13 protein-coding genes and 1 tRNA gene are annotated in these 20168 nt (G+C 55.9%); 9 read left to right on the top strand and 5 right to left on the bottom strand.

Annotation, left to right across the window (positions count from 1 at the left end; translation table 11 throughout):
* Positions 1-2 precede the first annotated feature (2 nt).
* Entirely contained in the window at positions 3-1193 is a 1191-nt protein-coding gene (locus MUN82_RS13635; protein ID WP_245091261.1) for an MFS transporter, read from the bottom strand.
* Between the two features lie 175 nt (positions 1194-1368).
* Between MUN82_RS13635 and MUN82_RS13630 the strand changes: the two genes are divergently transcribed.
* The 7 genes from MUN82_RS13630 to MUN82_RS13600 all read left to right on the top strand — a co-directional run bounded on the left by MUN82_RS13630 (position 1369) and on the right by MUN82_RS13600 (position 10170).
* Positions 1369-1740: a BlaI/MecI/CopY family transcriptional regulator gene (locus MUN82_RS13630; RefSeq protein WP_245091259.1), complete on the top strand. Its 372-nt coding sequence runs from the start codon at positions 1369-1371 to the stop codon at positions 1738-1740.
* Positions 1737-3095, top strand: coding sequence for a M56 family metallopeptidase (locus MUN82_RS13625; protein WP_245091257.1), 1359 nt, complete (start codon positions 1737-1739; stop codon positions 3093-3095). The genes MUN82_RS13630 and MUN82_RS13625 overlap by 4 nt, the downstream gene beginning before the upstream one ends.
* A 158-nt stretch (positions 3096-3253) precedes the next feature.
* A complete protein-coding gene (locus MUN82_RS13620) occupies positions 3254-5131 on the top strand; it encodes an ABC transporter ATP-binding protein (protein WP_245091255.1) in 1878 nt (625 codons plus the stop codon).
* A gap of 108 nt (positions 5132-5239) precedes the next feature.
* A complete protein-coding gene (locus MUN82_RS13615; RefSeq protein WP_245091253.1) occupies positions 5240-5827 on the top strand; it encodes a DUF4136 domain-containing protein in 588 nt (195 codons plus the stop codon).
* Positions 5828-5996: 169 nt separating this feature from the next.
* The gene (locus tag MUN82_RS13610) at positions 5997-6911 is read left to right on the top strand and encodes a hypothetical protein (protein ID WP_245091251.1); all 915 of its coding nucleotides are present in this window, start codon (positions 5997-5999) and stop codon (positions 6909-6911) included.
* A 109-nt stretch (positions 6912-7020) separates the two neighbouring features.
* Positions 7021-8094 (top strand): MJ1255/VC2487 family glycosyltransferase, encoded by a 1074-nt coding sequence (locus MUN82_RS13605; RefSeq protein ID WP_245091249.1) that lies wholly within the window; start codon positions 7021-7023, stop codon positions 8092-8094.
* Between the two features lie 66 nt (positions 8095-8160).
* Entirely contained in the window at positions 8161-10170 is a 2010-nt protein-coding gene (locus tag MUN82_RS13600; protein WP_245091247.1) for a peptidylprolyl isomerase, read from the top strand.
* Between the two features lie 79 nt (positions 10171-10249).
* On the opposite strand, the gene MUN82_RS13595 is transcribed toward MUN82_RS13600, so the two are convergent.
* Both MUN82_RS13595 and MUN82_RS13590 read right to left on the bottom strand, forming a co-directional pair.
* The gene (locus MUN82_RS13595) at positions 10250-13288 is read right to left on the bottom strand and encodes a T9SS type A sorting domain-containing protein (RefSeq protein ID WP_245091245.1); all 3039 of its coding nucleotides are present in this window, start codon (positions 13286-13288) and stop codon (positions 10250-10252) included.
* Between the two features lie 370 nt (positions 13289-13658).
* A complete protein-coding gene (locus MUN82_RS13590; RefSeq protein WP_245091243.1) occupies positions 13659-14000 on the bottom strand; it encodes a cupin domain-containing protein in 342 nt (113 codons plus the stop codon).
* A 177-nt stretch (positions 14001-14177) separates the two neighbouring features.
* Here MUN82_RS13590 and MUN82_RS13585 point away from each other — a divergent pair, with 177 nt between their 5' ends.
* The gene (locus MUN82_RS13585; RefSeq protein WP_245091241.1) at positions 14178-15005 is read left to right on the top strand and encodes a serine O-acetyltransferase; all 828 of its coding nucleotides are present in this window, start codon (positions 14178-14180) and stop codon (positions 15003-15005) included.
* Between the two features lie 150 nt (positions 15006-15155).
* A complete protein-coding gene (cysK, locus tag MUN82_RS13580; RefSeq protein WP_245091239.1) occupies positions 15156-16076 on the top strand; it encodes a cysteine synthase A in 921 nt (306 codons plus the stop codon).
* Positions 16077-16196: 120 nt separating this feature from the next.
* Here the strand turns inward: cysK and MUN82_RS13575 are convergent.
* Positions 16197-16270, bottom strand: a tRNA-Ala gene (locus MUN82_RS13575).
* Positions 16271-16417: 147 nt separating this feature from the next.
* Positions 16418-19948: a TonB-dependent receptor gene (locus MUN82_RS13570; RefSeq protein ID WP_245091237.1), complete on the bottom strand. Its 3531-nt coding sequence runs from the start codon at positions 19946-19948 to the stop codon at positions 16418-16420.
* Positions 19949-20168: the final 220 nt, after the last annotated feature.

Genomic DNA, 20168 nt, shown 5'->3' with positions numbered 1-20168 from the left:
AACTATTCGGCTTGTGCAATAGATTGGTTGCGCACGCCTATCCACAGGTACACCAGAGCCGCCAGCGTAACGGCGGCGCTCAGACCATGCACGTAGGGTAGGCGGGCGGGTGAGTTGGCAAAAATCCAACCGGCCAGCAAGGCGCCCAGACCAATACCAGCTTCCAGGGCAATGTACATGGTAGCCACGCCCCGGCCGCGCCGTTCGGCGGGGCTCAGGTCAATGGTCCAGGCGTAGAGGGTAGGGGAGTTGAGGCCCGTAGCGAAACCATACAGCACGGCCGCCGCCAGCAGAAACGGGGCCGAGCGCGCCAGAGCCAGCGCTACCAGCGCCACCAGCAACAAGGCAGTAGACCAGCGCAGCACCGGCACCCGACCGTAGCGGTCGGAGGTGCGGCCAGCTACCAGCCGTACGGCCAGCGAGGCCACGGTGTAGAAGGTGAAAAACAAGCCTTTGTTGCCAATATTCAGATACGTGCTCTGATCAGGGATGACGGTAAGCACGGCTCCGTAGGGAAACATGCACAGCAGGGTAGCCAGCGCCGGCTGAAAGACACGGGGCTCCAGTACCTCGTCCCAGCGCAAGCGCAACAGCTTCAGGCTGAACTTCTGGCGCTGCGCCGGGGGTAGGGTTTCGGTCATGGTGCCCTGCACGATGAGCGAGAGCAGGGCCGTTCCGGAAGAGCAGTAAAACAGTACGTTCAGCGAGAAATGCTCGGCCAGCAAGCCGCCTAGTGCGGGCCCGGCGGCCATGCCCATCGAGCTGGCCACGCCCAGCAAACCCATGGCTTCGCCCCGGCGCTCAAACGGAATAATGTCACCAATAAACGCTGCCGTACCCGTAGGCTTAAAGCCTGTGCTAAACCCGTGCAACAGGCGTAGCAGCAAGAACCCACCCACTGTGGCCGTCCAGGGGTAGAAAAAGCCGCATAGAAAGCACACCAGCGAGCCAAACACCATCACCGGAATGCGCCCTACCGTATCGGCTAGCTTGCCCGAAAACGGCCGCGACAACCCCGCCGTGACGGTGAACATGGCAATGATATAGCCCTTATACTCGGCGCCGCCCAGGCTGGTGAGGTAGTCGGGTAGCTCGGGCAGCAGCATGTTGAAGCTGGCAAAAAACAGAAACGACGACAAGCACATCAGCCAGAAACCGGCTGTGTACACGCGGGTGGGAGGAGCAACAGACATAGCGCGCAAAGGTCGAGAAATCCAACTCACGGATTCGTTGAGATTTCGGCGGCTTGCTTGCGCGGTACGGTATGAGTACAGTTAACTTATTGAGTAGCTGAAAATAATAGAATTAAAGAATTGACTTTATTAGATTTTATTTCTACAATTGTAGAACAAAATCTATAGATGTAGAATGAAGCTCTCTGCTACTGAGGAAACCCTTATGCATCATTTATGGAGCCGGGAACGGGCTTTCATGAAAGACCTGCTCGACGCCTACGACGACCCCAAACCAGCCGCTACCACTGTGGCCACCCTACTCAAGCGCATGACCGATAAAGGCCTCATAGCCTACCGCGAATACGGTAACTCGCGCGAATACTACCCGCTCATAACGCGTCAGGCCTACTTTGCTACCCATGTCAACGGCTTAGTGAAGAAGTTCTTCAACAACTCGGCCGCGCAGTTTGCCTCCTTCTTCACCACGCAGGCCGGCTTATCAACTGAGGAGCTGGAATCCTTGCAAAAGATTATCGAAGAGCAACTCAAAAAGAAAAAGCCATGACGGTCTACCTGCTCAAAAGCAGCCTGAGCTTGCTGCTGCTGTTCGTTTTCTACAAAGTAGCTCTCGAAAACGAGCGGATGCATACGTTCAAGCGGTTCTATCTGTTGGGCAGCTTACTGTTTTCGGCCGTAGTACCACTGTTTTCGGTGGAAATAGCACCCAGCGTAACCGAACTAGTTTCGACTCTGCCAGAACAGGTTTTTGTGCAGAGACTACCTCCTGTGCCCGTGCTACCGCCCACACCGGAAGCTACTACCCCGCCTTATTGGCTGATGCTCTACGGCTTCGTTACGCTTGTGTTGCTGGGGCGCTTCGGGCGCAACTTGTATCGATTAGTTCATCAGATTACCAAAAGTCCGAAGCAAGCGTTTCGCGGTGCTACCCTAGTACAGCTGGCAACTGATACCCTACCCTATACTTTTTGGAGCTATCTATTTGTGCCAGCAGTAGCCTACAGCCGCGGTGAGATAGAGGAAGAGCTATATACCCACGAGTTAGCGCACATTCGGCAGCGGCACTCACTCGACGTGCTATTGATCGGGCTACTGCTGTGCCTAGCCTGGTTTAATCCGCTGCTCTATTGGTATCGACGTGCCATGCAGCTCAACCACGAATTTCTGGCGGATGAGGCTGTGAATGAAGGCCACCGCAACGTGCCGCAGTACCAGCGGCTACTGCTGAGCAAGCTCACACCCACACCACTGCCTCTTTTAGCGAGTACACTCACATTTCAAACCACCAAACAACGACTACTTATGATGACGAAACACACGTCCCGGCGCACCGTGTGGCTGGCAGGTTCTTTCAGCGGTTTGTTGGTAGGAACTTCTGTGTTCCTGTTTAGCACCACGGTGGCGCAAGTGGCGCGACCAGAAACTACTAGCAGCGCACCAGCCAAAATCCAGCGCCCGGCTACCTTAGCAAAAGCGGATACACTCCTGCAACGCTACGGCGACAAGCTGGTGATGCTGCCTAATAACCAGCAGAAAAAGTACGCAGACCTAACACCTGAGGAAAGAAAATGGGTATGGGTAGCTCCTATTTCATCCCGCCGCACACCTACTGAAGCACAATGGGCTGACTGGCATAATCCACATAAGTTTGGAATTTGGGTAGATGGCAAGCGCCTACGTGGCAACGCGCTGAATGCTTACAAGCGCACCGACATCGTAGCGTTTTCGGGAAGCTATGTGCACAAAAATGCCCGGCAGCCGGAAGGGTATTTGTATCAAATGGATTTAACAACCGAAAAAGGATACGCGGAAGAGGTGAGAGAACATCAGAAATCTCCATTTATAGTGTTGATGCGAGATAAACCGAAGCCTAAAAATAGCGGGAGTAAAAGTCAGAAGTAAGTAGCTGAAGGCGCACTATAGTGTCGTAGATCTTTGCTTTACTATTGGTTGACCTATTTATCACGTTTGCTGTCAAGCTAACACACAGGTCATCTGCCAAAACGGCTACCCTGCTTACCGCGAACCTAGTTGGAGCGAATTGTGTCGTATGGCTACCAATGGCATCTATTTTCGATTCACTACACGCGGTTTCCGCCAAGCGCCCGCGGCCCGACGGCAAACCTGTCCTCTCGGTACGGGAGCGATTCTCGGCGCTGGGCAACTTACCAGAGTTTCTGAAGCTGGTCTGGCAAACCAGTCCATCCCTCACGCTGGCCAACATGGTGTTGCGTCTGCTGCGGGCAGCCCTACCCGTCGCTATTCTATATGTAGGCCAACTCATTCTCGATGAAGTAGTAACGCTGAGCCGCCTACCCGCCGCCGAGCGTACGCTCTCACCGGTGCTTACGCTACTGGCACTGGAGTTTGGTTTGGCCATTTTGTCGGATGCGCTGGGTAGGGGCGTGGCGTTGCTCGACTCGCTGCTGGGCGACCTGTTTGCCAACCGGTCGTCTATCCGGCTGATGGAGCACGCCGCCCGCCTCGACCTCGACCAGTTTGAGGACAGTGCTTTTTACGACAAGCTGGAACGCGCGCGTCGCCAAACACTCTCGCGCACAGTGCTCATGTCGCAGGTGCTGTCGCAGGCTCAGGACTTTATCACGATGGGTTTTTTGGCGGTGGGCTTGGCCGCGTTCAACCCGTGGCTGCTGCTGTTGCTGCTGGTGGCTGTGGTGCCAGCGTTTCTGGGTGAGTCGCACTTCAACGAGCGCAGCTACTCGCTGGTACACGGCTGGACGCCCGAGCGCCGCGAGCTGGACTACCTGCGCGTGACCGGTGCTTCTGACGAAACCGCCAAGGAGGTCAAGATTTTCGGCCTAGCCGGCTTCCTCACTGACCGCTTCCGTCAGCTTTCCGACGAATTCTATGAGAAGAACAAAAACCTGGTGGTGCGCCGCGCCGGCTGGGGCACGTTCTTCGCGGCGGTAGGGGCGGCGGGCTATTATGCGGCCTACGTCTACATCATCACCCAGGCCGTACGCGGGGCAGTGTCTATCGGTCAGCTTACGTTTCTGGCGGGGTCTTTTGCCCGAATGCGGGGTTTATTGGAAGGCATTCTGAGCCGGTTCAGCTCGGTGGCTGAAGGGGCGCTGTACTTGCAGGACTTCTTTGATTTTTTTCATCTACAGCCCCGCATCGTGCGGGACGAGTCGCGGCCGGTGCGGCCCTTCCCGCGGCCTATCCGGGTAGGGTTTGAGTTTGAGAATGTCGGCTTCAAATATCGCAACGCCGAGAAATGGGCCCTGCGCAACCTCAGCTTCACGCTGCACGCCGGCGAGAAATTGGCGCTGGTAGGCGAGAACGGCTCTGGCAAAACTACTCTCGTGAAGCTTCTTTCTCGCCTCTACGACCCCACCGAAGGCCGCATCCTACTCGATGGCTACGACCTGCGCGAGTACGACCCCCAGGAGTTGCGCCAGGAAATCGGGGTGATTTTCCAGGACTTTGTGCGCTTCCAGCTTTCAGCGGGTCAAAACCTGGCTGTGGGCCGCATTGAGGAAAAGGAAAATACGGCCCGCATTCAGTCGGCCGCCGCGCAAAGCCTAGCCGACTCAGTGGTGAAGAAGCTGCCTCAGGGCTACGACCAGATCATTGGTCGGCGCTTTGCCGGCGGGGTAGACCTGAGCGGGGGCGAGTGGCAGAAGATTGCCTTGGGCCGCGCCTATATGCGCGATGCCCAGCTACTGATTCTGGACGAGCCCACCGCCGCCCTCGATGCCCGCGCCGAGTACGAAGTGTTTCAGCGTTTCAACGAGCTCACGCAGGGCAAAACCGCCGTGCTCATCTCGCACCGCTTCAGCACCGTGCGCATGGCCGACCGCATTCTGGTGATTGAGCAGGGCAAATTCATTGAAATTGGTTCGCACCAGGAGTTGCTGGCACGAGGTGGGCGCTATGCTGAACTGTTTCAGCTGCAAGCCGCCGGCTACCGTTAAGCGGGGGTAGGGGTGCAAAATTTTTTGCGGTTTTGTAGTTGAGTGTGAGAGCTGTAAGGAAGATTATTGCGTATCTTAGGCATAACCTTTCTACCCCAATCCATCCGTATGAAACCTACCTTTACCCTGCTTGTAGGGCTGTTACTGTTGAGTTTGACCGGCTGTTTTGCCACTCGTGAGGCCCGCATTGAATCAGATTACAGCTACAGCGGCACGTTCAAAAGATACCGTACGTATGAGTTTATGCGGGGCCAGGGCCTGGCTTCCGATTCCAGTCGGCTAGGCGAGGCCCTGCGCGATGCCGTGCGCAACCGCCTGCGCGCCCAGGGTTACCGTCCCGCCACCACTCGTCCTGATCTGCTCATCAACTTTCAAGTATTTGAGGGCGACATGCGCTTCCGCGGCTACATGCAGGAAGATCTGGAGCGCTGGGTGAAGATGGGTGTGGTGGAAGACGACGAAACCCCTGACGAATACAAGCGCGGCTACAAGCCCGTGCGCATGCTCCTCTCCGAAGGTACCTTGCTCGTAACCCTAATCGACAACCACACCAACCGCGCTGTGTGGAACGGCTACGCCTCCGGCGTGACTGTACCCAACGGCCCCCGCGGCGAAATCGTGCTGCGTCGCTCCGTGCGTTCCATTTTCGATCAGTACCGAGTTTTCACCGAGGGCTACGTGGGCGGCGGCAACTAATAACGATCTTGGAAGTATTGCCTCAAACCGGCCCGGTGCAGTTTTGCGCTGGGCCGGTTGCGTTTAGGAGCGTCTGCAGGTAGAAAAAAGAAACGCCGCATTCGGCTTGGTTTTGGCGAAGGGCCGATAACCCGTTTCTTTGTCGGTCTATAGTTTTCTTTTTTCCTGTATGCGCCTTTCACTTCATCGCGTTTTTTCTTGGGCAGCCGCTGCGTCGCTGCTAGCTGCTACCTCCTGCGTGGCGCCACGCACCATCGTCAGCACAGGAAAGGTGACTCCGCGAGGTGAGTTCCGAGTAGGGGGCAATGCGGCGTTCAACGTGCCAACGGCCACGCTTGGCAAGGCTGGCTCGGCCCTTCGGTCGGCTGCTGAAAGAACCGCCGGTAAGGATACGGTACAGTACAATCAGACGGTGACCAACCTGCAAGCTGCGGCGCTGGCCTACGTGCTGGACCCCGTGCAGCCCACCGCCGACCTCTACCTGCGTTACGGCGTGCTCGACCGCCTCGATGTGGGCTATAAGTATGCGTTTGGCTCGCACGTATTCGATGCCATGTACCAGTTTTTGGGGCCTGTGGGCTCCGTAGAGCACCCGCAGGGTAGGGGCGGCGACACCTACGCCAGCATTGGCCTGCAATACGCCACGCAACGGGCCAAACTGCCCGGCCTAGCGTTTCTGGACAACATCACCGATGCAGTGGGCTTCCGGGCTTCCCGCCACGATTTGCTGGTGCCGCTGGTGTTCAGTCAGTCGTTTGGGCCAGAAGAGGAGAAAGGCGCTTTCTCCTATGGTGTAGTGTATGCGCATACATTCCTAAGCTACCGCTTTCAGCCCAACAACATCTTCTACCGCGGCACCGACCAACGTATTCCGGACCTGCCGCTTAGCAAGCAAAATTTCTCGTCATTCGGGGCCTTTGCCAACGTCAAAATCGGTTACCGCTACGCGTATGTCATCCCGTCGCTGTCGATTTTCTATCAGAACTACGGCACGTTTGCGCTGCTCAACAACGCTTCTACCTCGCTCAAAGGCCTCACCATTGTGCCAAGCATAGGCCTGCAGTTCCGCGTGCCTACCCGGTAGACGAAATAGTGAGATGGTAAAGTGGTGAGTTTGTCGTTCTCATACGCAGCTTGCACAATTAGCATCGGCAGAACATCAGACTCACCATTTCACCATCTCACCTATTAGCATGAAGATTCTGTACGGCGTGCCCGGCGAGGGACTAGGGCATGCTACTCGTAGCAAAGTGGTAATTGCGTGGCTGTTGAAGCAGGGGCACGAGGTGCAGGTAGTGAGCAGCAGCCGTGCCTACCAGATGCTGGCCCGCAATTTTCCGGGACGCGTACACGAAATAAAAGGCTTTCACCTGGCGTACAAAGACGTTACGGTGTCGCGCGTGCGGACGGTGGCGCTCACACTGCGCACGGCCCCGGAAAGTCTGCGCGTCAACTTTGCCCGGTACCGTGAATTGCTGGGTACGTTTGCGCCCAATATCGTCATTTCGGATTTCGAGTCCTTCAGCTATTTCTTTGCCCGCTGGAAGGGCCTACCCGTTATCAGTATCGATAACATGCAGATAATCAGTAGGACGGAGTTGGATATCACTGTGCCGCCCACCGAGCGGGAGCATCTGCAGTTAGCAAGGCAGATTGTGCGTGCTAAGCTGCCCCGAAGCCGGCACTACCTCATTACCACTTTCTTCACGCTGCCACTCTGCAAGCCCAATACTACGTTGGTGCCGCCTATCATTCGCCCCGAGATTCTGACCGCGCAGCCTACCCGTGGCCAGCACGTGTTGGTATACCAGTCAGCCACCACCCAAACCAACCTGGTGCCGCTGCTGCAGGCACTGCCGGGTCAGGAGTTTCGAGTGTACGGCTTCAATAAGGAAGAAAGCCACGGCAACGTGCACCTGCGGGCTTTCAGCGAGCAAGAATTTATAGAGGACCTTGCCAGTGCCCGTGCCGTGCTTACCAACGGTGGTTTTTCGCTGATCAGCGAGGCAGTATACCTACACAAACCCATCTGCGCGGTGCCCATTCCGGCCCAGTTCGAGCAGTTTTTGAATGCGGCAGAGGTAGAAAAGCTAGGCTATGGTCGGCACTTCACCGCCCTCACTGCCGATAATGTGCGGGCTTTTCTCTACGACGTAGATGCATTTGCGGAGAAGTTGAGACACTACCAACAGCGAGGCAACGAGGTGCTGTTTGCCACGCTCACGCAGCAGCTAGAGGCCGTAGCCGCTGATGAACCCGCGGAATAATAGCTGGGCATAAACCTATTTCAGGCCGCTGCTACCTATAGGCTTTTGTCTATTTTAGGGGCAACTATGTCATTGTACACTCCCTTCTTTACGCGCTGGCAGGTAGGCGCTGCATTCACCTTGCTAGTCCTCGGCAGCGCCTGCGCTACCACCACACAGCCCGCCGTTACTACGCCGGCCGGTGCGGTGGTTCCCAACAAGTTTGCTGCTGACACTACGCTGCGCCGCATTGCTACCCTCCAGGATGAGCGCCGGACGCCCGCGCTGCTGAAGTACTTGGAAAGCCCAAATTCGCGCTACCGCGAGCAAGCCGCGCTGGCCTTTGCCTCGGTGCAGGACAAAGCTGCCACGGATGCGGTCAACACTCACCTCAACGATTCGGAAGCTGCGGTGCGGCGTGCGGTAGCCTACGCCCTGGGACAAATGGCCGATAGCACCGCCGAAGCAACGTTGCGTCAGCAAATAGCTGCTGAGCCCAACGCGGCAGTACGAGCCGAGGTGTTGGAAGCCTTAGGTAAATGTACTTCCCGCGCTGGTTTGCCAGCGTTGGTGCGCCTACCCACCTCACTAGTCGCTGATACTGCTACCTTGGTTGGGCAAAGCTGGGGACTGTACCGTGCTGCTCTGCGTGGCATCACCTCGGAGCCCGCTGTGGCTCGGCTAGTGCAATTGCTGGGGCAGGAGAACCCCCGCAGTGCTCGTGTGGCGGCGGCCAACGCCTTGGCTCGCACCCGCGGCCTCGACCTAACGCCGTATGCGGCCTCGCTGGTCACGTCTGCCCAAACCGACCCCAGCTATGCCGTGCGAGGGGCTGCTGCGCTGGCGCTGGGCAAAGCCAGCCACGCCGCCACGGTGCCCGCCCTGTTAGCTACCCTGGCCCGCCGCGACGCGGACTACCGGGTGCGAATAAGTGCTTTGCGTGCCATGAATGCCGCCATGTACGTGCAGGTGAAGGAGGCTGCCTGGGCTGCTTTAACAGACGCAAACGACCAAGTGGCCGTGACGGCGGCTGAGTTTTTTCTGGCTAACGCCAGTCAGGAGTCGGGTACGCTGTTTCTGGAAAAAGCCAATAAGCTGGTACAGTGGCGCGTGCGGGCTACCCTGCTGGCTGCGGCCCTAAAGCAACGCTCTGTCGAGCAGGCGCAGGCTGCCATACGGCAGGCAGTGCAGGCACGCTACACTGCTGCGGGAAGTCCGTACGAGAAAGGGTATTTGCTGAAAGCGCTGGGCGAAGATCCGGCAGCGTATGAGTTTGTACGCCAAGCTACCTTTGCGCCAACGCAGCAGTTGGTAGTGCGCACCTATGGGCTGGAGGCGCTAGTAGCCATGCGCCAGCAGGCCGATTTTCCGGAAGCGCAGCGGGCTTCGTTTGCGTTGGCATTACGACAAGCCGCCGAAACCGGCGATGTAGCCCTACTCGGTATTGCGGCCGAAGCCCTACGCAACCCCAAGCTGAACCTGCGCCCGCTGCTGCCCGACCTGGGCTTTCTGCAAAAAGCTCAAGCCAAGCTCGTCCTACCCCGTGACCTGGAAGCGTGGCAATCGGTGCAACAAACGCTTGATTTCCTCTTGAAACAACCCGCTACGCCTACGCCCGTGGCGCGGGCGGCTTCGCACCCTATCGATTGGGCGGTGGTATCGAGTATTCCAGCCACTCAGCGCGTGGTAGTACGCACGGGAAAGGGCGTCATCACCTTACAGCTGCTGGTAGAAGAGGCTCCCGGCTCCGTGGCAAGCTTTGTGGAACTGATTCGGCAGGGGTTTTACGATGGCAAGAACTTTCATCGGGTAGTGCCCAACTTTGTGGCCCAGGGCGGTTGTCCGCGCGGCGACGGTTGGGGCAGCACCGACTACAACATACGCTCTGAGTTGGCCAACCTACGCTACGGTGCGGGTGCTGTGGGCCTAGCCTCGGCTGGCAAAGACACCGAGAGCTGCCAATGGTTTATCACCCACGCTCCTACGCCCCACCTCGATGGCCGTTACACCATTTTCGCGCAGGTGGTGGCCGGCATGGACGTTGTGCAGCGTTTGGAAATTGGGGACACAATAGAACGTGTAGAACTGGTGCGGTAGACGGTAGTAGCTTTATGCTTTATACAAAAAGGGCCTCAGTTATTTCACTGAGGCCCTTTTTGTATAAAGCACAAGCGGCTTACTGTTTCACCAGTCGTACTACGCTATCAGCAAAACCCTGGCCTTGCACACGGACCATATAGGTGCCTGCCGGTAGGGATGCGGGTAGGGGTAGGGCAACGCCGGATTTAGCTGGCAGCGTTTGGGTGAGAACCGTACGGCCAGTCAGATCGAAGAGTGTGATTGTGATGGCACCCGTGGCCGTAGTAGGTAGGGCTACTTGCACTTGGCGCGTAGCAGGATTGGGGTACAAGCTGAAGTTCGTGGAGGCAACAGCTGCTTTGGTAGGCAACGTCACGCTGGTAAGGTTGACGGCAGCCGGCGTCGACACGCGACTACCGCTGGCCAACACTTGCTGCAGTCGGTAGTAAGCCGTAACGTTGGTGCGGTCGGGGCGGTCTTGGTAGGAGTAGGCGCGTTGCGGAGTGGCAGGCCGGCTCGCCACAGCCCCAATCTTCTGCCAGCTCTGCTGATCGTAAGAGCGTTCAATGTCGAAGCCGCGTACGGCTACTGCATCCGAGGTAGTCCAATCCAGTTGCACTACGTTGGGCTGCACTTCGGTGGCTTTCAGAGCAGCCACCTCCGTTATCAATGGGTTTGTATCGGCGGAAAGTGAGCCCAGCGTAAAGGTGCCAAACTGACTTACAGCATCGGCAGAAGTCACGGCGCCAGTCATTAGTTCACCATTCAACTCACCGTGGCCAGCGCTTACCCAGGTGTTGCCATTATAGCGAGCTACCTGCAAATCGTTGGTAAAGGCGTCAATGCCGCTACGGAATGCGTTTTCCCAGAACAACTGCACACGCACGTTTTCCGACGCGCCGCCATCGTGCGTCAGCTGCCAAGTATCTACGGCGCTGATGTTGTGGAGAGGGGCTGCAAGCGTCACATCAGTGGTGGTGCTAGCTGCTTGAGTCGACTGGTACTCGGCCGTGAAACCTGCATCAACAGCGCCAGGAGCCGAAATACCCACACGTGCCCACTGACCATTCTTACCCACCGGAAATACAAAAGCTTGATTCCCAATCTTCCGTAGTGGGCCATCTATGTACGAAGCGGCATTGCCGGCCGTAGCTGTGGCCGTAGCCAACAACGACAGCAGATTGGTACTGGTAGTCTCAACGCGGCCATTTGTGAGCGTTAGGTTTCCCGACAGGCCGAAGGGAGCCCCCAGCGTTAGAGTGCTGCCGGCCAGTGTAAGGTCGCGCAGTGTAGTGGCACCTGTGGCAGTTAGGGTAAACGCTTTGCCCACGGTCAGGGCCTCGTCGTAGGTGCCAGCAACGGCGCTCAGCGTTCCGTTTGCCGTCAGCAACTCCAGGCCCTGCTGCAAGCTGGCGCCGGGAACGATGGCCGGACTAGCGCCATCTACGTGCAGGTAGTTTCGGTCGCCCTGAAAGCCAGCGTCGGCGGCAGCATCTTGGTTGCTATGCAAAAAGGGCGAGTAGGCAATGCGTCCGGCCGCGCTGGTTGGCGCTTCGCGCGTAAACGTGCTCCCGTTTTTGCTGATGGTGGCTACCAGGCCATTCTGACTGTCTGGGCCGTAGAGCTGGCTGACTTCGATGCTACCAAGCCAGTTCAGCGGCGCGGCTACGGGCGTGGTCAGGTTAACGGCCACCAACGCCTGTGTGCAGTTCTCCAGCCGATTGTCCTGAATAAGGTTATCTAGCGTGGAAAGCTGGGTATTTCGGTTGATATCGAAGAAAGGCGTGCCTACCCCCGTGCTGTTGGTAGGGCGCTCTTGCACCTGAACACCAATCTGGCACTGCGTAATCTGGTTGCCGATAACCCGGTTGTGGCTACCCTCGAGCACAATGCCGAACCCGTTGATGCCCGAGCTGACGTTGCTTTGCTGTTCACTGGCGATGTAGCCTTCCAGCGTATTGTTGGCGAGGTAGGCGCCGCCCGTTACCAAGTCGCCGGTTACGCCGCCGCCCGCCTGAATAACGCCTCGGTCACGGTCGATGAAGGCAATGGCTGCGTTGTCGTCCAGCAAATTGGTCGGAATATCTTCGGGCAGCCCGTTGGGTAACGGATCGGGGCGGGTAGTGAGACGCGTAATCACATTCTCTCTCACCACAAAGCTGCCCGGCCCACTAGCCTGTCCGTTGCCCGTCACCGATTTCAACTCCATCCCGTTGGAGCCGTTATTACGAATGGTGTTGCGCTCAATCAGCGCGGCCGGGGTGAGGAAGTTGCCGGCCGCATCGCGCTGGCCGCCGGCTCCCAGCAACGCAATAGCGCCGCCACCATTTTGCGAGAACAGCACGTCGCGAATAATCAAATCGCTCACGCTACCGTCATTGATGTCAATGCCAGCCCGACGGTTTTGCTCGTAGGTGCCGCCCTCAATCAGGATATGTTGCTTGGTGCCGTTGACAATAAATAAGCCGCGACCGGCCGGACTACTGCTGCCGTTGTAGTTGGTGCGCACGTTGGCCGGATCGACGGCCGTGCGGGCAATGTGCACCCGCCGAAACGTCAGGTTGTCGGCCCCGCCTATGCTATTCCAGAAAATTCCATACTGCCGCTGATCCAGGATTTCTATGTCTTCCAGCACCACGTTAGCGCGGGCACTGCCGTCGGCTTCTATCCCAAAGTCATAGGCCTGAATGGTAAGGCCAGCAATAACCAATGGCGCTGCCACTGTACCGCCGGACGCGGTCAGGAGTAAGCCTACCTCACGGCTCCGCGCGCCCGATTGGGGTAAGCCCGCATTGAAAACCGTAGCCCCATTAGGTCGATTCGTGGCAGTGCCTGCCCCACGAAGATGCACTGTTTTGTTTAAAGCAATACGCTCGGTGTAGGTACCTGCATCTATATAAATAGTGTTACCAGCCAAGGCCGCTTGCAAGGCACGGCCTACCGTTGCAAACGGTGCTGTGGGCGTGCCATCCCCAGTTAAGTCATTGCCTGCCGCCTGTGTATATACGTCGTTGGTAGTAATCGCATCGTTCACATACAAAGCCGTCGGAGCGGTTTGCTGCCCCAGTGTCGGCTTGGTTGCTAGGCTTAGGCCACTTATTAGAAAGAGAGTAGGAATATGTAGAAAGTGCTTCATAGTGAGAATGCAGAAAGGAAAAGAATAGTGTCACCATCTTTTCTACAAAAATGAAGCAGGTATGCTACCCGAAATAAAGGAAATACAAGATAAGTTTACTGGGTAAAAATATATCTTGAATACATCCTAATAAAAGATGTATTTGATAGATTGACAGTTATTTATAGTAAAATACATATTATAAATACTTGTATAATATACAGGACTGTTCTGTAATAGGAGGTCCAAGCATACAAAGGAGAAAAATCCCATTATCGGAACTGCCGGTAGTGCTTCTGTATATTAAGATAAGAAGGTATATTATATAACAGCTCGCTTTTCCACTACAGAAAAAGCGAGCTGTTATAGCATTCAGAATAAAAACCGGAGGCTATTTTTCCTCGCGGCCGTGTACTTGTGCTGGAGGCGAAGTAGCTTCTACCGCCGTGAAAGCTTCCAGAATGTTGTAGGTATGCGAAGCACCCTTAGGAACTACCCACGAGTTGCCGGGTTCCAGAATTACCTTCTGGCCTTCCAGATGCAATTCAGCCCGGCCGCTGATAACATATCCTACGGTTTCGTAAGGGCGGGTAGACGGTTCTTTAGCCTCAGATGGCTGCTCGTTTTCCCACATACGCATCGAAACGTGGACACCGGATGCTAGGTATTTTTCGCCCTCGGGGCCGGTAGGAGAGTGCTTGGAATCAACTTTGGTGATGGTGGTATCGGCCATGGTGTTTGGAAGTATAAATGGAGTGGATGAGAGAATTACGGTAGCTAACGCAGGGTAGGGGACGGTGGTTGTACGGGTCGCGCTAAACCTTCCGGTCGGCCCGCTGGTTGAAAACCGTTCAGCGGCTCCTATTTTGTGTAGTGCAACAGCCAGCTGCCGCTACTTTCATTTGCCTCCATGTCCGACGATTTTCTGCACGCTCTCACACACGCTCACCAACAGGCCGCCGTGCCGCTGCCAGGGCCTGCTTTCTGCCATTGGGCCGAGCAAGTACTGCAACTCCTGTTTCCGGAGCGTGCCGACCGCCCTTTGTCTACGACCGATGCCGTAGCGGCTACCATCAGTCAGCTCCGCGCCGATCTGGCAGTACTGCTCAGTGTAGTGCCACTCGCTGAGCCGGCTCCCACCGTAGCCGCCGACTTCACTGCGCAGCTGCCGCAACTGCGCGAACTGCTGCTGCTGGATGCGTCCGCCATTGTCGCCGCCGATCCGGCCGCCGAAGGGATGTTAGAGGTCATTGCCACCTACCCAGGCTTCTATGCCATTGCGTTGCACCGGCTGGCTCATGCATTGCACCGCTTGGCCGTGCCCCGCGTGCCGCGCCTGCTCAGCGAGTTTGCCCACACCCGCACCGGCGTCGACATACACCCCGGTGCGCAAATCGGGCCTTCCTTCTGCATCGACCACGGCACGGGCATTGTCATCGGCGAAACCACTGTTATTGGCGCCCACGTAAAAATATTTCAGGGGGTTACCCTGGGTGCTCTGAGCGTAGCCAAGCATTTGGCGCACACCAAGCGCCATCCTACTATCGAGGATAACGTGGTGATATATGCCGGTGCCACTATCCTAGGGGGTAGCACGGTTATCGGGCGCCATAGTATTATTGGGGGCAATGTGTGGCTGACCGAAAGTGTACCATCGCATTCGCGCGTCTACCACCAAGCACAGATACAGGTAACCCGCACCGAAGACCCAACAGCCGATATTTCATTTTCGATTTAAAAACGTACTTGTTGCATAGCAAGTGCTTGGTAAGATTGTTTTTCTTGCTGACTGAAAAGGGAAGTAAGCACCCACCCCAACAGCCGCTAGCGAATAAGATGCTGTCTGACAAGCTGCCCGTAGTAACTCACTCAACCATATTCCCATTACATGAAAGCTAATTCCATTCTGGACACCATCGGTCGCGCACCGCTGGTGCGTGTCAACCGCCTGTTTGCCCATCGCCCTGACGTAGAAGTATGGGTGAAAACGGAGCGTACCAACCCCGGCGGCAGTATCAAAGACCGCATTGCTCTCTCCATGATTGAGCAAGCCGAAAAAGACGGCATCCTCACTCCGGATAGCGTAATTATTGAACCCACCTCGGGCAACACAGGGGTAGGGCTGGCTATGGTGGCTGCCGTGAAAGGTTACCAGATTACGCTGGTCATGCCCGAGTCGATGTCTATCGAGCGGCGCCGGCTGATGTCGGCCTACGGTGCTCAATTGGAGCTCACGCCTCGCGAGAAAGGCATGAAGGGCGCCATTGAAAAAGCCAAAGAAATGGTAGCCGAAAACCCCAAGGCTTGGATGCCCATGCAGTTCGACAACCCCGCCAATATTCAGGTGCATATAGAGGCCACAGCCCAGGAAATTCTGGAGGATGCGCCCGAGGGCTTCGACTACTACATTACGGGGGTAGGCACTGGCGGCCACATCACCGGCGTGGCCGAGGTGCTGAAGCCGAAATTTCCAAATATGCAGGTGTTTGCCGTAGAGCCCGAAGCCTCGCCCGTTATCGGCGGCGGCGCACCCGGTCCGCACCCCATTCAAGGTATCGGTGCCGGCTTCATTCCCGAAAACCTCCACACCAACGTGCTGGATGGTACCATCCAGGTTAGCCAGCAGGAGGCTTTTGACATGACGCGTCGTTCGGCTCGCGAAGAGGGCGTACTAGGTGGCATTTCCTCTGGAGCGTCCTTGGCCGCCGTGGCCAAAAAGCTCGATGAAATGCCGCAAGGCAGCCGCGTGCTCACCTTCTGCTACGACACCGGCGAGCGGTACCTCTCGGTAGACGGCCTGTTTGTGTAGCGCCCCTACACGCTTGTTTTTCAACAGCACGGCCCTGCTTTCATATGAAAGCAGGGCCGTGCTAATTGTTAGCAACAACAAAAAAGCCTGACTCATGGAGTCAGGCTTTTGCAACGGGAGTGGAGAATATCGGAGTCGAACCGATGACCTCTTGCATGCCATGCAAGCGCTCTAGCCAGCTGAGCTAATCCCCCGTTTCAGTGAACCAAGCCGCCAATTGCGTTTTGGTGATGCAAAAGTAGGGTAGATTTCGATATCCACAAGGTGGGCGCTAAAATATTTTTCAAAAAAACGGGGCTAGCATTTGTGCCAGCCCCATTATGTAAAGCTAATCTTCTGGTTTAGTTGAAGATGTAGCGCAGACCAATCTGGCCCTGCCAGCGCGAACCAATACCACCCGTGTCGTTGCGGAAGGTTTTGGTCAGCGGAATGCCCGGTGTAACAGCACCTGTGGTAGCGTTGCGGGTAGGATTAGTCAGATTGGGGAAGGTGTACACCGGTTGTCCTTGTGCATTATAGCCAGAGAACGACAGAGGGTTTACCTTGTTTGGCGTCTGAAATACGCCCCAGTCGCTGTTGATCAGGTTGCCGATGTTGAAGATATCGATGCTGAGCTGAAGCGTGTTGCGGTTTTCGCCGATGTTGGTGAAGATGTCCTGCAACAGACGAGCATCCAACCGGTTTTGCCAGGGGCGCACGCCGCCATTACGCTCAGCATACTTCCCGCGGTTCTTGCTCAGGTAGTCATCTTGCTGAATATAGGCATTCAAATCAGCGTACTGCTGAGCAGCAGTGTAGCGGGCAAATTCTATCGGTTGGTTTGCTTGGTTCTGGTAAGAATATATAATGTCACGTAGGTTCACTTCGCTGGCATTGCGCGGGATGTACATCAGGTCGTTGGCGTTCTGGTTGTCGCCGTTCATGTCACCTGCATACACGTAGGAGAAACGGCTTTGTGGAGCAGCTTCATAGAACAGAGAGATGGTAGTGCCGAGGTGGCCCAGATACTCCTTGCGGTAAGAGCCGGAAGCAATTATGCGGTGCTTCTGCAAAAACTGCGAGTAGCTCAGTACGTCGGCGTTCGGGTCGCCGGACACCTGCCGGTCGCGCCAGATAGACTGAGCAATCGAGCCACCGTCGTTTACTGAACGTGAATCTGAGTAGGTGTATGCAGCACTTACGTAGAAGCCGCTCACAAACGACTTTTGCAACTGCGCTGTCACAGCATACGAGTAGCCTTTGTTGGTATTCTTCATCAGGATGGCGTCGCTGATGTTGGGGTTGGATGCCGAGGCCGTACCCTGCCCACCGTAGATTCGTTCGTTGCGGGTGATGCTCACTAAGCCCGCATTAGCACCCGCTTGGGCCGCGCCTAAAGTGTAAAAAATAGGCCGCCGGTCGCCGGCATAGATGCGGTTGTTTTCCGTTGCGCCTACCGCGTACGTCTGCGTCTGAGGCAGGTTCACGTTCTGGTGGTATACGGCATTTAAATCCTTTGTGTAGAAACCTTCCAGGGTAGCAATAATGCCGCCGGGCAGCTGCTGGTCGATGGCCAGGTTAGAACGCCACACCTGTGGAAACTTGAAGTCTTTGTCCGTTACGGCCAGGTTGTACGCCGTATTAGCGGTAGCATTTTCCGGACGGTAGGCATTCACGTCACCATCAAAGTAAGAGGGAGTGCTCGATACGGGGTTAGCCGTATTGGATCCACTCAGGCTATAGGAGCCAAACTGCACCCCATTGTTGCTTGCCTGGTTGGAGAGCCACACGAAAGGCACGCGGCCCGTGAAAATACCCGTACCACCGCGCACCTGCGTTTTCTTGTCATCGTTGGCATCCCAGTTGAAGCCCACGCGTGGCGAGAACAGCACGCGCTCCTTCGGCGTGGCGGAGGTATTGATTTTCACCCCATCACGGAAAGTCAGGTTGGCTGCGTTGGTGTTCTGCTGCAAATCCGACGTTACAAAGGGTAGGTCGGCGCGCAGGCCGTAGGTCAGCTTGAAGTTGCTGCGTGGCGACCATTCGTCCTGCACATACAAGCCCAATTGCATAGCCTGAATGTCGGCATACGGAAACTCACCACCGGGTAGGGCCGAGTATTGCAGGTTGTAGCGCGCCGCACCTGGGCGGCTAACACCAGCGGCCAGAGGCTCAATTGATGGCGTGCTCGTGCCGTTGCTACGGGTGTAGTTATAGCCAGCCGAGGCATAGAAATCCTCCAGGGAGTTGAAGGAGTAGTTGCCATAGTAGTTAGGCGCGAAGCCGTTGCGGAACTTGTAGTACTCGTTGTAAGTACCCACCGTCACGTTGTGTTTGCCAAGGTAGGCCGTGAAGTTGTCACCCAATTGATACACGTCCGAGTTCAGCAGGTTAAAGGCCGTAAAGGGCTCATAGCCGAACGAAGTCAAGGTGTTAGAAGCCTGAATACCGTTGATAGCGGCAGTAGAAGTACTACGACCTGAGTTGTTTCCGATATCTACGAGCGGGAAGATGGTGCCACCGGGGCTCTGGCGGAAGTCGCGGAATGCGGAATAGCCCGCCGTCAGGTTGTTTGAGAACTTACCCCCGCCGATGGTGCTGTTCAATTCAGCAATGAACGAGTTCAGGTTGTTGTTGATGGTATAGTACGACGAGAAGAAGGGTAGGCCGAACTGCGACTGCGCACGGTTGCCCCCAATAGCGCCCGAAGTGCTGGGGTTGATATCAGCGTACGACTTTAGATAGTTGTACTTGATGTTGAAGCGGTTGTTCTGGTTGATGTTCCAGTCAATCTTAATCGTGGCCTTGTCGCTATTGGCGCGCTGGTTATATCCCTCGTAGGGGCCAGGATTGTAGCCATACTGCTGTTGCAGAAAGTTGCTCAGGAAATCAAGGTCATTGGCATTGGCCTGAGAAGTCTGCGAGCCAGCCGCTGGTGCAGTGGCAGAACGATTGGCCGTGAAGTTGCCCGTCGGCGGGTCGGTGCGGCGCTCCTGCTCCGCGTTGATGAAGAAGAACAGCTTATCCTTGATGATAGGGCCGCCTGCCCGAAAACCGTAGTTTTTCAGGTTGAAGCTTGGATACTGGTTTTTTATGTCGCCTACCTTATCGCCTACTAAATCCTGGTTGCGGTAGAAGCCATACACTGAGCCCGAAAATTTGTTGGTACCCGAGCGAGTTACTACGTTGATACCGGCGCCTGTGAAAGAGCCCTGACGTACATCATATGGCGCAATAGCCACCTGAATCTGGTCGATAGCGTCCAGCGAAATAGGTTGGGCACCAGCCTGACCACCTACCGTTGAGTTGAGGCCAAAAGCATTGTTGAAGATGGCACCGTCGATGGTAATGTTATTGTAGCCACTATTGCGGCCGCCAAAGCTCTGGCCATTGGCCTGCGGCGTAAGACGGGTAAAGTCGTTGAGAGAGCGGTTTAGGGTAGGCAAACGCTCAATCTGCTCGCGCTGTACCGTGGTAGCAGCGCCCGTGCGGTTGGAGTTAATAATAGGGTCCTGGCGGCCGGATACTACTACCTCGCCTAGTTGCTGAGCTGCCTCGCTCAGGTTCACGTCTAAACGCAGGTTTTGGCCCAGCGTCAGGTATACGCCTTCACGCAAGAAATCCTGGTAGCCTACAAACGTTACGCGCACTGTGTATGGGCCACCCACGCGCATATTCTGAATGTTGAAGCGGCCATCAGAGTTGGTGGGCGCTACGTATTGGGTATTGGTGGGCGTGTGCACCGCAATAACGGTAGCGCCAGGTAGCCCGCCTCCTGTCTGATCGGTAATAACACCGTTCATGGCGGAAGTAGTTACGCCCTGCGTCCAACCGACGTGGGCAAGTAGCAATAGCAACGCTACCACTAAGTAACGTGTAAAAGTGTGTTTCATACAGAGGGTTAAATGAAAAACGGCACAAATGTAATGGGCCGCTGAGCAGCTATAGTATTACTAAATTGTTATGGTTAAGCTCTTGCTCTAATAGCAATAAGTTAGGTATGTATACATCAATTAATGAATGAGTTATGGGTCAGTGTCGTCTAGCTGTTCACTCCAATACTTAGCACACAAACGAGCATAAAAAAAGGGCGGAGAACTCTCCGCCCTTTTT

Source organism: Hymenobacter aerilatus (genome assembly GCF_022921095.1).
In the GTDB taxonomy this organism is placed as follows: Bacteria; Bacteroidota; Bacteroidia; order Cytophagales; family Hymenobacteraceae; genus Hymenobacter; species Hymenobacter aerilatus.
This window is presented reverse-complemented; position numbering and strand designations above follow the sequence as displayed.

Coding starts and splice junctions, on each gene's coding strand:
- MUN82_RS13635 (WP_245091261.1), bottom strand. CDS start 1,193: ATGTCTGTTGCTCCTCCCACCCGCGTGTACACAGCCGGTTTCTGGCTG.
- MUN82_RS13630 (WP_245091259.1), top strand. CDS start 1,369: ATGAAGCTCTCTGCTACTGAGGAAACCCTTATGCATCATTTATGGAGC.
- MUN82_RS13625 (WP_245091257.1), top strand. CDS start 1,737: ATGACGGTCTACCTGCTCAAAAGCAGCCTGAGCTTGCTGCTGCTGTTC.
- MUN82_RS13620 (WP_245091255.1), top strand. CDS start 3,254: ATGGCATCTATTTTCGATTCACTACACGCGGTTTCCGCCAAGCGCCCG.
- MUN82_RS13615 (WP_245091253.1), top strand. CDS start 5,240: ATGAAACCTACCTTTACCCTGCTTGTAGGGCTGTTACTGTTGAGTTTG.
- MUN82_RS13610 (WP_245091251.1), top strand. CDS start 5,997: ATGCGCCTTTCACTTCATCGCGTTTTTTCTTGGGCAGCCGCTGCGTCG.
- MUN82_RS13605 (WP_245091249.1), top strand. CDS start 7,021: ATGAAGATTCTGTACGGCGTGCCCGGCGAGGGACTAGGGCATGCTACT.
- MUN82_RS13600 (WP_245091247.1), top strand. CDS start 8,161: ATGTCATTGTACACTCCCTTCTTTACGCGCTGGCAGGTAGGCGCTGCA.
- MUN82_RS13595 (WP_245091245.1), bottom strand. CDS start 13,288: ATGAAGCACTTTCTACATATTCCTACTCTCTTTCTAATAAGTGGCCTA.
- MUN82_RS13590 (WP_245091243.1), bottom strand. CDS start 14,000: ATGGCCGATACCACCATCACCAAAGTTGATTCCAAGCACTCTCCTACC.
- MUN82_RS13585 (WP_245091241.1), top strand. CDS start 14,178: ATGTCCGACGATTTTCTGCACGCTCTCACACACGCTCACCAACAGGCC.
- cysK (WP_245091239.1), top strand. CDS start 15,156: ATGAAAGCTAATTCCATTCTGGACACCATCGGTCGCGCACCGCTGGTG.
- MUN82_RS13570 (WP_245091237.1), bottom strand. CDS start 19,948: ATGAAACACACTTTTACACGTTACTTAGTGGTAGCGTTGCTATTGCTA.